The 12,290-nt window shown below is 63.9% G+C and carries 13 protein-coding genes and 2 pseudogenes; 8 read left to right on the top strand and 7 right to left on the bottom strand.

Annotated elements, in window-relative coordinates; genetic code table 11:
• Positions 1-31 precede the first annotated feature (31 nt).
• On the top strand, positions 32-997 hold the full coding sequence (locus AC1DXU_RS16910; RefSeq protein WP_477310402.1) for an MBL fold metallo-hydrolase: 966 nt from the start codon (positions 32-34) through the stop codon (positions 995-997).
• Positions 998-1,073: 76 nt separating this feature from the next.
• Here AC1DXU_RS16910 and AC1DXU_RS16905 read toward each other — a convergent pair whose 3' ends face one another.
• Together AC1DXU_RS16905 and AC1DXU_RS16900 are read right to left on the bottom strand one after the other, a co-directional pair.
• Complete coding sequence (locus AC1DXU_RS16905) at positions 1,074-2,051, bottom strand: threonine/serine dehydratase (RefSeq protein WP_477370466.1); 978 nt, start codon at positions 2,049-2,051, stop codon at positions 1,074-1,076.
• A 321-nt stretch (positions 2,052-2,372) separates the two neighbouring features.
• Positions 2,373-2,696, bottom strand: a complete 324-nt coding sequence (locus AC1DXU_RS16900) for a hypothetical protein (RefSeq protein WP_477370463.1) — start codon at positions 2,694-2,696, stop codon at positions 2,373-2,375.
• 180 nt (positions 2,697-2,876) lie between these two features.
• Between AC1DXU_RS16900 and mbfA the strand changes: the two genes are divergently transcribed.
• Positions 2,877-3,860 carry an iron exporter MbfA gene (mbfA, locus tag AC1DXU_RS16895; protein ID WP_477370460.1) on the top strand — a complete coding sequence of 328 codons (984 nt, stop codon included), beginning with the start codon at positions 2,877-2,879 and terminating at the stop codon, positions 3,858-3,860.
• 61 nt (positions 3,861-3,921) lie between these two features.
• Here mbfA and AC1DXU_RS16890 read toward each other — a convergent pair whose 3' ends face one another.
• From AC1DXU_RS16890 to AC1DXU_RS16880, 3 genes are all read right to left on the bottom strand, one after another.
• Complete coding sequence (locus tag AC1DXU_RS16890; protein WP_477370457.1) at positions 3,922-4,266, bottom strand: antibiotic biosynthesis monooxygenase family protein; 345 nt, start codon at positions 4,264-4,266, stop codon at positions 3,922-3,924.
• Positions 4,263-4,595, bottom strand: a complete 333-nt coding sequence (locus AC1DXU_RS16885; protein WP_477370454.1) for an NIPSNAP family protein — start codon at positions 4,593-4,595, stop codon at positions 4,263-4,265. Before AC1DXU_RS16885 ends, AC1DXU_RS16890 begins: the two co-directional genes overlap by 4 nt.
• 96 nt (positions 4,596-4,691) lie before the next feature.
• Complete coding sequence (locus AC1DXU_RS16880) at positions 4,692-4,910, bottom strand: DUF1127 domain-containing protein (protein WP_477370451.1); 219 nt, start codon at positions 4,908-4,910, stop codon at positions 4,692-4,694.
• 68 nt (positions 4,911-4,978) lie between these two features.
• Between AC1DXU_RS16880 and AC1DXU_RS16875 the strand changes: the two are divergent.
• Positions 4,979-5,652, top strand: a pseudogene (locus AC1DXU_RS16875) (ArsR/SmtB family transcription factor).
• A 199-nt stretch (positions 5,653-5,851) separates the two neighbouring features.
• Here AC1DXU_RS16875 and ligD read toward each other — a convergent pair.
• Positions 5,852-6,832: pseudogene (gene ligD / locus AC1DXU_RS16870) on the bottom strand (DNA ligase D); the annotation flags it as partial.
• A gap of 302 nt (positions 6,833-7,134) precedes the next feature.
• Between ligD and AC1DXU_RS16865 the strand changes: the two are divergent.
• A complete protein-coding gene (locus tag AC1DXU_RS16865; protein ID WP_477240272.1) occupies positions 7,135-7,281 on the top strand; it encodes a hypothetical protein in 147 nt (48 codons plus the stop codon).
• A gap of 170 nt (positions 7,282-7,451) precedes the next feature.
• Here the strand turns inward: AC1DXU_RS16865 and AC1DXU_RS16860 are convergent, their stop codons facing one another.
• Positions 7,452-8,108: a class I SAM-dependent methyltransferase gene (locus AC1DXU_RS16860; protein WP_477370448.1), complete on the bottom strand. Its 657-nt coding sequence runs from the start codon at positions 8,106-8,108 to the stop codon at positions 7,452-7,454.
• A gap of 166 nt (positions 8,109-8,274) precedes the next feature.
• Here AC1DXU_RS16860 and AC1DXU_RS16855 point away from each other — a divergent pair, with 166 nt between their 5' ends.
• The 4 genes from AC1DXU_RS16855 (at position 8,275) to AC1DXU_RS16840 (ending at position 12,220) form a co-directional block, all read left to right on the top strand.
• On the top strand, positions 8,275-8,724 hold the full coding sequence (locus AC1DXU_RS16855; protein WP_477371582.1) for a thiol-disulfide oxidoreductase DCC family protein: 450 nt from the start codon (positions 8,275-8,277) through the stop codon (positions 8,722-8,724).
• Positions 8,725-8,748: 24 nt separating this feature from the next.
• Positions 8,749-10,464 carry a DUF4166 domain-containing protein gene (locus AC1DXU_RS16850; RefSeq protein WP_477370445.1) on the top strand — a complete coding sequence of 572 codons (1,716 nt, stop codon included), beginning with the start codon at positions 8,749-8,751 and terminating at the stop codon, positions 10,462-10,464.
• 137 nt (positions 10,465-10,601) lie between these two features.
• Positions 10,602-10,976 (top strand): YciI family protein, encoded by a 375-nt coding sequence (locus AC1DXU_RS16845; RefSeq protein WP_477370443.1) that lies wholly within the window; start codon positions 10,602-10,604, stop codon positions 10,974-10,976.
• On the top strand, positions 10,973-12,220 hold the full coding sequence (locus AC1DXU_RS16840) for an RNA polymerase sigma factor (protein WP_477370440.1): 1,248 nt from the start codon (positions 10,973-10,975) through the stop codon (positions 12,218-12,220). The genes AC1DXU_RS16845 and AC1DXU_RS16840 overlap by 4 nt, the downstream gene beginning before the upstream one ends.
• Positions 12,221-12,290: the final 70 nt, after the last annotated feature.

Genomic DNA, 12,290 nt, shown 5'->3' with positions numbered 1-12,290 from the left:
CTTCTAATGCATCGTCAGGCGGGCCGCTTCCATGAGAGTCGTCGATACGGCGGAGGTCATCTTTCTGGTCGACAACGCGACCGACAGTCTCTCGTCGAATCCTGGTTTCGTCGAGACCGAGTTCGCCCGCCTGCGTCGCCGCGGGATGCCATGGTTGACCGGGAAATGCCTGTGCTGCGCCGCGCACGGGCTTTCCTGCTTGATTACCGCCCGCACCGCGTCCGCCAGCCGCACGCTCCTGTTCGACACCGGGCCTGAGGAATGGGTGTTCGAGCGCAACGTGGTCAGGCTCGGCGTCGATCTCGGGGAAGTCGGCGCGGTGATGCTGTCGCATGGTCACTGGGATCATGCGGGTGCAATGCCACGCGCCCTCCAGATGATCGCGATGGGCAATGGCGGGCAGCCCGTCCCGACCTACATGCATCCCGATATGTTCGCCTTGCGGGCGACCAAATCCGCCGATGGGCAGTTTCGCCCGATGGAACTGGTGCCGAGCGTGGAAGTCCTGTCCGGAAATGGCGCCGATGTCGTCGTTACCCGGGACGAGCAACTGCTTTTTGACGAGACATTCTATATCAGCGGCGAAATCCCTCGCGTGACCCGATTCGAACGCGGGTTTCCCGGCCAGTATCGCCAGACCGCTGCAGGCAGCTGGGAACTGGACGAGATTATGCCGGACGAGCGCTATGTGGCGATCCACGTGGCCGGCAAGGGGCAAGTCGTCTTCACCGCCTGCTCGCACGCCGGCCTGATCAACGTTCTGACGCACGCCCGGGCACGGTTTCCGGATATTCCGCTCTATGGAGTGTTTGGCGGCTTCCACCTCTCCGGGATCACCGAGCCGATCATCCAGGAGACGGTCGAGGCGCTGGCGCAGTTTGACCTGCAATTGATATCACCCGGGCACTGCACGGGCTGGCGCGCCGTGAGCGCACTTGCGGCCGCCTATGGCGAGAGGGTCGCTCCATCCGCGGTCGGCAAGACGTTCGCGCTTTGACCGCTCCCGTGGGGCAGAGTGGCCTAACGCCCTCTCATCCTTGCTGGAGTGGAAAGACCCCGAACTGGCGCGCCATCTAGGCGGCCGCCATGATCTCGGCATAGGTGCCGAAATCGACATTGCCGCCCGACAGCACCACGGCAACGCATTTGCCGGCGAGATCGATCTCGCCCGATGACAGCGCCGCCAGCGCGACGCAGCCGCCGGGCTCGACCACCAGCTTGAGATAGGCCATGGCATCGCGCATTGCCTGGGCTGTCGCCTTGTCGGAGACGGCAATCGCGCCGGCCAGATTCCTGCGGTTGATCGCGAAGGTGATTTCGCCCGGTTCGGCGGTGAGGATTGCGTCGCAGATCGAGCTGTGGCCGGGTTCGTTGGAGACCCTTTCGCCCTTGACGAGCGAGCGGCGGGTGTCGTCGAAATGCTCGGGCTCCACCGCCCAGACGGCGGTATGCGGCGAAGCATCCTTGACCGCGACCGAAATGCCGCTGCTCAGGCCGCCGCCGCCGCAAGGGATAAGGACCGCGTCGAGGCTGACGCCGAGCGCCTTGGCTTGAGCCATCAGCTCAAGGCCGATCGTGCCTTGGCCGGCGATGATGGCCGGGTCGTCGAAGGGCGGCACCAGCACCATGCCTTTGTCCATGTAAGGCCGCACCACGGTCATGCGGTCATCGCGAAAGCGGTCGAACGGCACCACTTCGGCGCCCATCTTGCGGACATTGCCGATCTTCATCGCCGGCGCGTCGGCGGGCATGGCGATGACCGCCTTGACGCCGAACATGGCGGCGGAAGCGGCGACGCCTTGCGCGTGGTTGCCCGACGAGAACGCGACGACGCCGCGGCTGCGCTCCGCCTCGCTCAGCGACGACAATTTGTTGTAGGCGCCGCGGAACTTGAACGAACCGGTGCGCTGCAAAGTCTCGGGCTTGAACAGGATGCGGGCGCCAAAGCGCTTGTTCAGTTCAGCCGATTCGATCAGCGGCGTTTCGACGATCAGGCCGGAGAGTTTTGCTGCGGCGCTACGAATGTCGGCAATGCCGGGAGGGGTGGTCATGGTGAAGTCCTGCGGAAAGACATGTTGCCTTTCATGATGCCCGCAAAAGGCCGCTGCGCACCATGGAAAAGATGTGACCGTTACAAAATCGGTTGGCGGGGAATGAACGGATGCACCGTCTGCAGCGCCACGCCCGTCACACCCCCCTCTGCCCTGCCGGGCATCTCCCCCTCAAGGGGGGAGATTGGCAGCTTCGAGGTGTCGCTCATCTCTGCAAGGTTGGAGATTTGGCGACGCCGGCGGAGCGCCTGATCTCCCCCCTCGAGGGGGAGATGGCCGGCAGGCCAGAGGGGGGCGCTGTCCCGCCGACACTTCGCAAGTTCACCCTAGCAACGCCCTCTGCCTCTTGCTGCCACCCAACTTCCGCCAGTTGTTGAACCGATGCGTGGCGGCGGCGAAGGAGATCTTCATCTGCTGGGCCACCGAATAGCGCGACTTGCCCTCGTCGAACATGCGGTAGCAGCACTCGACGCCCTCCTCGGTCAGCTTGCCGTCGGGGGCCTTGTTGTGCGGGTTGGCGGGATCGAATTTTTCGACCTGCTGTTCGACAAGGCCCTTCAGGCGCTGCAGGTCGGCCTCGATGCTGGCGATGAGATCGAGAACGGGTTTCGGGTCAAATGTGTGGGCGTGCGGTTTTGCCGTCATCTCGAAGGGGTCCCTTTATCTTGGCTTAGATTCAGCTATATAGGTGAACCTTCATCAATAATGAAGGGCGCCTGCCGGATTTCCGGTTCAAATAATTTTGACCGCCGGGCGACGCGCGCGGTTGACCCCGAGAACACCAAACCCTAGTTTAGAACAATTCTAAACTAGGGTGAATTTGTCATGCTTTCGCGTGTTTTCGGCTTTGGCCGCCGCTCCTTCGAATCGCTCTCGGAACAAGAGATCCTGGCGCTGGCCATTTCGTCCGAAGAAGATGACGGCCGCATCTACCGCGCCTATGCCGACGGGCTGGCGGACACCTTTCCGCAATCGGCAAAAGTGTTCGAGGCGATGGCGGAAGAGGAAGACGGTCATCGCGACGCACTGATCGAGCTTTTCCGCAAGCGCTTCGGCGAACGCATTCCGCTGATCCGCCGCGACCATGTGAGGGGCTATTATGAGCGCAAGCCCGACTGGCTGGTGCGGCCACTCGGCATCGAGCATGTGCGCCGGCAGGCCGAGGCGATGGAGCGGCAAGCCTATCTGTTCTATGTCGAGGCGACCAAGCGCACCACCGATGCCTCGACCAGAAAGCTGCTCGGCGATCTGGCGGCGGCCGAACAAGGCCATGAGAGCTCGGCACACCAGCTGGAACAAAAACATGTTTCGGGCGAGGTCAAGGACGAAGAGGCGGCGGCCGAGCAGCGCCAGTTCATCCTGACCTATGTGCAGCCGGGGCTGGCCGGACTGATGGACGGCTCGGTGTCGACGCTGGCGCCGATCTTTGCCGCTGCCTTTGCCACACACGATACCTGGCAGACGCTTCTGGTCGGCCTCGCCGCCTCGATCGGCGCCGGCATCTCGATGGGTTTCACCGAAGTCGCGTCCGATGACGGCAAATTGTCCGGTCGCGGCTCGCCGGTGAAACGCGGACTAACCGTCGGCATCATGACGACGCTGGGCGGCCTCGGTCACGCACTGCCCTATCTCATCCCAAGCTTCTGGACGGCGACCGGTGTGGCCGCGGTGGTGGTGTTCTTCGAATTATGGGCGATCGCCTTTGTGCAGAACCGCTACATGCAGACCCCATTCCTGCGCGCCGCCTTCCAGGTGGTGCTGGGCGGCGCACTGGTGTTTGCGGCCGGCGTGCTGATCGGGAATGCTTAGCGCTGCCTCTTCCTTCCCCCTTGTGGGGGAAGGTGGATCGGCGCGATAGCGCCGAGACGCCTCACCCATTCACCGCCTTGCTATCCGCCGGCGCCTCTTCCCTTTCGCTCAAGCCATAATCACGCACGACGTGCGCGATGCGAAGACGATAGCCGGCAAAGATACCGCCGCGGCCGGCCTGCTGCGCTTGCCGGTGCTCCTCGGTGTTGCGCCAGGCTTTGACTGCTTCCTCGTCGCGCCAGAACGACAGCGACAGGACCCGGTTCGGGTCGGCCAGGCTCTGGAAGCGTTCGATCGAGAGAAAGCCGTCGATGCCATCGAGCAGCGGGCGCAGCTGGGCGGCGATGCCGAGATAGGCATCGCGCTTGCCGGCCGCCGGCTCGACCTCGAAGATGACAGCGATCATGTTTTCACCAAGGGCGCGTGTGGGCCTGAAGCCAGCTTCAGGAAGATGCGGTCTTCTTTCAAGATGAATTTTTCCCGCCTGGCGAATTCATAGTTGGCCTTGCCAGCCGGATCGGCGGCGAGCCGGGCGCGGTAGGCCTCGTAGGCGGCCAGGCTGTCGATGTTGTACATGGCATAGGCCGTGGTGGCTGACCCCTCATGCGGCGCGTAGTAGCCGATCAAATCGGCGCCGCAGCGCGGAATGGCCTGGCCCCAGTTGCGGGCATATTCCTCGAACGCCGCTCTGCCGAACGGGTCGATCTCGTAGCGGATGAAACAGGTGATGGCCATTTTTGTCTCCTTGACGATTGGGTATTTCTTGCGCGGACAGTTTGAGCAGGGTCGAAACGTTGTGCGGATCGATGTGCTAGGCAATTCCCTCGCTGGTCATGTCTGCCAGAAGGATTTCGCACATTCGCGGCGCACGTCTTCAGCTGTCAGGCCAAGGTCGCGCAACAGATGATCGTCGATCTCGGCGAGGTCGAGACGCTGCCGATGGCGGTCGTAGCAGCGGGCCAGGAGGCGCAAGCCCAGCCGGTACAAAGCGATGAACGGGAACGGCAGGCGGGCGACAAGTGCGGAGGTGGAAGCGGCTGTTGTTGTCATCGTCGTCTCCTTGAACTCAGCCCAGAATAGTGATTATCTGACAAGAATGCTTCGATGAGGGACGAACTATGCGTGAAGGACCCGACATAGCCCGCATCGCCAGCCTGGTCGGCGATCCAGCGCGGGCAAACATGTTGAATGCACTGATGGGCGGGACCGCGCTAACGGCGAGCGAACTGGCGATGGAGGCCGGCGTGTCACTGCCGACCGCCTCTTCGCATTTGGGCAAACTGCTGGAGGGCGGGCTGCTGACGGTGGCGAGCCAGGGTCGGCATCGCTATTACGGTCTCGCCGGCCCGCAAGTGGCGGGCATGATCGAGGCCATCACCGGCGTCGCCGCTTCGGTCGGGCCGCAGCGGGTGCGGCCAGGACCGCGCGATGCGGCCATGCGCGTGGCGCGGGTCTGCTACGACCACCTTGCCGGCGAACAGGCGGTGGCGATGCTTGACCGGCTCGTCGACAAAAACATCCTGCTGCGCAGGACAAGGAGATCCGGGTCGGGCCGGCGGCCGCTTCGCATTTCGCCGCGATCGGCATCGACGTCTCCGCCAAGCCGCGACGGCCGGTGTGCCGCGCCTGCCTGGACTGGAGCGTGCGGCGCTCGCATCTGGCCGGCACGCTGGGCGCCGCCATCCTCGACAAGATCATCTCGGAAAAATGGGCGCGACGCGAGAAGGACAGCCGCGCCGTGGTGTTTTCGCCGGTGGGCAAGCAGGCGTTCGAGAGGGTGTTTTTAGGCTAAGAGGTCGGCGGGACAGCGCCCCCCTCTGTCCTGCCGGACATCTCCCCCACACGGGGGAGATCGGACGTCACGCCGGCCTTCGCTAATCTTCTACGTTGCAAGAGCAGGCGCCATCAGCGGAACTGCCAATCTCCCCCCTCGTGGGGGAGATGTCCGGCAGGACAGAGGGGGGCGCGAAGGATCGCTGCGTGCGCAGTGGTCACCCCCTTTTCAGCACCTTCCCAAGCTTGAAGAAATCCGCCCACGGATCAGCCTCCTCCAACCGCTTCAGAGTCGTGGCATCGCCGATCGAGAAGGCGTTCGGTGCCAGGCCGGCTTCGATCTCTGCCCAGGTCACCGGCATCGACACCGTGGCGCCCTTCTTGGCGCGCGAGGAATACGGGGCGACCGTCGTCGAACCCCTGCCGTTGCGTAGATAGTCGACGAAGATCTTTCCGGTGCGTGCCTTCTTCGACAGCGTCGCCGTGTAGCGGTCCGGTGCCGCCTGTTCCAGGGCGCGGGCGAAATCATGGGAGAAGGTTTTTGCCTCCTCCCAATCCGCCGACGGTTTTAACGGCACGACGACATGGTAGCCCTTGCCGCCCGATGTCTTGACGAGGTTGGGCAAGGACAATTCATCGAGCCTCGCGCGGATGTCGAGTGCGGCCTCGCGCACCGCCTTGACGTCGACGCCTTCGTCCGGGTCGAGATCGAAAACGATCTGGTCCGGCTTTTCCAGCTCGTCGATGGTGCAGCCCCAGATGTGGACCTCGACCACGCCGTTCTGGACCAGAGCGGCAAGGCCGTCGAAGTCGCGGATGAACAAGATCTCCTCGCCATCCGTCGGATCCTTCATCCTGGCGATCTTTTCATGCATGCCGGCCGAAGCGTGCTTCTGGAAGAAGCGCGGGCCGTCAATGCCGCCCGGCGCCCGCACCAGGCTGAGCGGCCGGTTGACGACGAATTGCTGCATACGCGGCCAGACCAGCGCGTAGTGGTCGAGCAGGTCCTGCTTGGAGATTTTTTCCTCCGGCCACAGCAGCTTGTCCGGATGCGAGAGCTTGACGACGATTTTCGCGGTGACGGACCCGCTCGAGGCGTTCTGTTTTTCCTGCACGACTTCCTCCGCCGCTGCGCAATCCTGGAACGAGGCTCGACCTATTATAGGGTTCGATGTCCTGCTGCGGAACTCCACCCCGCCGCAGCCGGTTTCCTGGCTCCTGACTTTCCGGCGGCGCGAACGGAAATTTCGTGGCGCCGGCGAATATTGAAACAGAAGCGCGCCCAAGCGACATTCAGGCGAAACATATGTGATGCAAAAGTCACATTGGGCGAAATGCCGACGAACTGCACCGAAAGACCCCGAATCAGCCGCATTCCGGCCACGAACCAGGGCCTTTTCGACCAGAGATTAACATCGTGTTCACCGACTATTCACGCCTCGACGCTATGATGCCCGTAATTCGGAAGGGACATCCGAAATCGGGACAGGGACCAAGTAAAATGAACTTCTGGCATCACATCGCTGGCTATGCCGCCGCCATCCGCGAATTCGTCGCGCCGAGCTATCGGCCCGAGCGCTATTACATGCGCGGCCCGGGCCCAGCCTGTGCACGTCGTGGCAACTCGCTCGGCGTCAGCGCGCACTGATCATGACGTTCGAGACCCGTCACAACAGCCGGATCTGCAGACCGGGCGCAAACCACCGCGCAACCACCTATCGTGTCGAGCGCCCTGTGCTCGCCAACAGACGACGTGCGACAACGCCGAGGCTTTAAAGCCGCCGCCGGCAGGTTCGGCGTGAGCACAGCCGGTGTGGGTTACATGTGGCTGACCCGCAGCCAATATTGGCCGTCAAAAGCGTCGCCCGGAATTTCCTGCACGCGCAGCCCCCGTCTCTGACATTGTTCCGCGATCCAAGGCAGCGCATGCCTGATCACGCCAGGCGTATCGGATTCGTGGCTGGTTCCGACCCAACGGTCTCCCTGGTAGTCGTCATTCGTATTGAGCGCCGGGAGATAGGAGGGGAGAAAGACGCTGGTTGGAATCGAATCTCGAAGAAAGGACTCGAGCGTCGCTTCAATCTGCCGTTTGCTGGCGTGCGTCCAAATCGACCCCGCCAGGAAATAGTCGAACCTGGTGGCGAAAACCGACGAGTCGAAATGCGGGTTGAAATCGAACCGAGGTTGTTTGGCTGCCAGCAATTGAGGTGAAAACAGGTGCTGAAGTCCATACTCGACTCGAGAGAGGGCCGGTTCGATACCGTGATAACAGCCGGGATCGAGGAAGCGTATCAGCCAATACGCCGTGCGCAGACAACCGCAGCCAATATCAAGAACCTTTGACTCCGGGCAAAGACCCTCACCGAGCAGCGCGACGAATTGCCTGCGCCCTGCATCCTCGAAAGTCTCGACGGGTACGCCCAGGAATCCGTGCTGAGCCATCATTCCCGCTGCGCGGGTTTGAACCTGTGACATTGTCCATTCCTTGAATGGTAAGAATTTGAAAGCCGTTCGAACGCCAGTGGGTTCTCCTTGGGACCACCGCGCCCGATCCTGGCCCTTGGCGGAAGTTTCGTGGACCGATCCGCAGAACGTCGTTTAAGTAGCACAAATGTCATTGCGCGAAAGCAGCCGGGCCAACATGACCCACCCGCCCGAACCGAACCATCCCCAGGAAAATACCGTGTTCGGCGAGAACCGGGCGCTGATCGTTTTCGACGGCGTCTGCGTTTTGTGCTCAGGCTTCGTGCGCATGGTGGTGAGGCTCGACCGCAAGAGCCGCTTCCGCTTCGCCACGGCGCAGTCGGCGTTCGGCGAGGCGTTGTTTCAAAAATACGGGCTGCGCACCGACAGCTACGAAACCAATCTCGTCCTCATCGACGGGGCGGCCTTCATGCGCCTCGAGAGTCTCGTTGCCGTGATGGCCGAACTGGGCTGGCCGTGGCGGGTGGCAAGGGTCTTGCTCCTGCTGCCGCGCCCGCTTCGCAACTGGCTTTACGATCGCATCGCTGGGAACCGCTATGCGCTGTTCGGCAAGAAGGACAGTTGCGACATCCCGTCGGCCGAGCTGAGGGGGCGGTTGATTGGCTAGGATGCAAAGCCGAGGTGAGCCGCGATGAAAGTCCTTGTCGTCGGCGGCTATGGCATCTTTGGCGGCCGCATCATCGAATTGCTTGAAAACGAGCCGCGGCTGACCCTGTGTGTCGCCGGCCGCTCGCTCGCCAAGGCCGAAGCCTTCTGCAAGAGCCGAGGCCATGCCGTTGCTCACCTCATTCCCACCCAGTTCGATCGCAATGGCGACCTCAACGCGCAATTGGCGTCGCTGCGGCCCGACATCGTCGTCGACGCCAGCGGCCCGTTCCAGGCCTATGGCGAGGGACGCTACCGGCTGATCGAGGCCTGCATCGGTAACGGCGTAAACTATCTCGATCTCGCCGACGGTTCGGATTTCGTCGCCGGCGTTTCCGCCTTCGACGTGGCGGCGAAAGTGGCTGGCCTGTTCATGCTGTCCGGTGTCTCCAGTTTTCCGGTGCTGACGGCAGCGGTGGTACGCCGCCTGTCCTCCAAGATGACGCGCGTCGACAGCATTCGCGGCGGCATCGCGCCGTCACCCTATGCCGGCGTCGGCGAAAACGTCATCCGCGCCATTGCTGGCTATGCCGGGCAGCCGGTCCAGCTCACGCGCGACGGCCAGCCGCGCCAAGGCCATCCGCTGACCGAACAGATGCGCACCACCATCGCGCCGCCGGGCCGTGTACCGCTGCACAACACGCTGTTCTCGCTGGTCGACGTGCCGGACCTGCGGGCGCTGGCCGACCTCTGGCCTGCGGCAAAGACCATCTGGATGGGCGCTGGACCGGTTCCCGAGGTGCTGCATCGCGCCTTGATCGGCCTCGCCTGGCTGGTGCGCATTGGACTGGTCCGCTCGCTGTCGCCGCTCGCCCCGCTGATGCATTTTGCGACGAACCGGCTGCGCTGGGGCGAGCATCGCGGCGGCATGTTCGTCGCGGTGGAAGGGGCCGACCAGGCGGGTGCCGCGGTCAAACGCTCATGGCACCTTTTGGCGGAAGGCGATGACGGGCCGCTGATCCCGGCGATGGCGGTCGAGGCGCTGGTCCGCAAGACGTTGGACGGACAAAACCCGGCGCCAGGTGCGCGGGCGGCCGCACATGACCTGGAACTCGAGGATTACGAAAACCTGTTTGTCGGCAAGACCATCTACACCGGCTTCAGGGACGATGCCGCCGACCGCGAAAAGCCGCTCTATGCCGCCTTGCTCAGCGACGCCTGGCAAAGTCTGCCAAAAGAGATCCGCGCCATGCACGACCACGCCACGACGGCGCAAGGGCGCGCCAACGTCGAGCGTGGGCGCACTATCCTTAGCCGGCTAGCGGCCTGGCTAGTCGGCTTTCCCGCCGCGAGCTTCGACACCCCGGTCCGTGTCGATTTCGAAGCCGACAAGGGCGAGGAAACCTGGACGCGGACCTTTGGTGAGCACCGTTTTTCAAGCCGCCAGTTCAGAGGCCGTGGCCGCTCGGAGCGGCTGCTGTGCGAACGCTTCGGCCCGCTGAACTTCGCCATGGCGCTGGTGGCCGGGGACGGGCGGCTGTCGCTGGTTTTGCGCCGCTGGAGCCTTTTCGGCCTGCCGCTGCCAATGTTTCTGTGCCCGCGCTCGACATCGTATGAGGCCGTGGAAGACGGCCGATTTCGTTTCCATGTCGAGATTTCACACCCGCTCACCGGCATGATCGTGCGCTACCGTGGCTGGCTTGAGCCGGCCGGCTCGCAAGGCTCCAGACAGAACCTGGAGCCTGTAGCGCTGGGCAATTAGCGCCAATAGCGAGCTTGTGTGTTGCGCAACGCGCCGCCAGGGACGAAGATTTTTCGAGCGCCTGTCGAAATCGGGCGTGGTCGCGCGACATACGTTCGGCCCGCACCGATGCGGCCCTGTAACCACGGGAGATGACCATGCAGTATCTGCTTCTTATCTATTCCAACGAAGCCGCAATGGCAGCCGCGCCGAAGGATGCGGCGGTCCAGATGAGCGCCGCCTATGGCGCCTATACCGAAGCGATGAAGAAGGCCGGCGTGTTCCTGGCCGGGGAGCGGTTGAAACCGACGAAGATCGCAACCACCGTGCGGGTGGCCGGCGGCAAGACCAATGTGATTGACGGCCCCTATGCCGACACCAAGGAGCAGCTCGGCGGCTACTATTTGATCGAGGCGGCTGACATGGACGCAGCGATCTCGTGGGCGGCGCGCTGCCCGGGTGCCGGCACCGGCACGATGGAAGTGCGGCCGATCTGGCCGATGGCAGAATACATGCCAGCATACACTGCGTGACAGCCGGCAGACCAGACACTGCACGGGCGGCGGCGGAAGCTGCTGCCCGGCAGAGCTACGGCAAGCTGGTTGCCTATCTTGCCGCGCGCACGCGCGACGTGGCTGGCGCCGAAGACGCGCTGGCCGATGCCTTTGCCGCGGCGCTTGAGCGCTGGCCGCAAACCGGCGTGCCCGAAAAGCCTGAAGCCTGGCTGCTGGCGGTGGCGCGGCGGCGCAGCGTCGACGCCGTCAGACGCAGGCTGACCAGCGAGGCGAGCCGCGACCACCTCAAGCTGATCGCCGAGGAAATGGAGGCGCGCATGACCGACGAAGACCTGCCTGACGAGCGGCTGCGGCTGATGTTTGCCTGCGCCCATCCGGCGATCGAGGCCGGCGTGCGGGCGCCGCTGATCCTGCAGACCGTCCTGGGCTTCGACGCGGCAACGATCGCTTCCGCTTTCCTGGTGTCGCCGGCGACGATGAGCCAGCGCCTGGTGCGGGCCAAGTCGCGCATCCGCGAGACCGGCATACCGTTCCGCGTGCCGGAGCGGGCAGAGCTCGGCGAGCGGCTGGACACGGTGCTGGAGGCGATCTACGCCGCCTTTGCCGAAGGCTGGTCCGACCCGGCCGGCACCGAGACCCAGCGGCGCAATCTCGCCACCGAAGGCATATGGCTCGGCCGGCTGGTCGCCTCGCTGATGCCCGACGAACCGGAGGCGCTGGGGCTGCTGGCGCTGATGCTGTTTGCCGAAGCGCGGCGCGCGGCGCGGCGCAACGCCGAGGGAGACTATGTGCCGCTCGCCGAGCAGGATCTAGCGCTGTGGGATGATGCCCTGATCGACGAAGCGGAGGCTTTGCTCAGGCACGCCGCCTGCAAAGGCGTCATCGGCCGCTACCAGCTCGAGGCGGCTGTGCAATCCGCCCACACGACACGGCGGCTGACCGGCCGGACCGACTGGGTGGCGATCCGGGAGCTCTACGATGCCTTGTCGGTGATTGCCGGTTCGCCGGTGGTGGCGATCAACCGCGCGGTGGCGATTGCCGAGGCCGAAGGTGCTGCGGCAGGGCTGGCGGCGCTTTACGTGCTGGGTGACGACAAGCGGCTTGACGACTACCAGCCCTATTGGGCGGCCCGCGCCGGTCTGCTGGCCAGGCTCGGCAACATACCGCAGGCCAGCGAGGCCTATGACCGGGCGATCGGCCTCGAACGCGACCCGGCGGTGCGCCGGTTCCTGCAGACAAAGCGCGCGGCGCTGAAGAATTGAGGCGGCAAGTAGCGCCTCGCTGCCGGCAATTTGTTCAGGCCGAGTGCGGCCGCCGCAACGAGCCGCCGCC

It is taken from the genome of Mesorhizobium sp. P3_A10, assembly GCF_056403175.1.
Note: the sequence above shows the minus strand (reverse complement) of the source record. Positions and strands in the feature narration are given on the sequence as shown.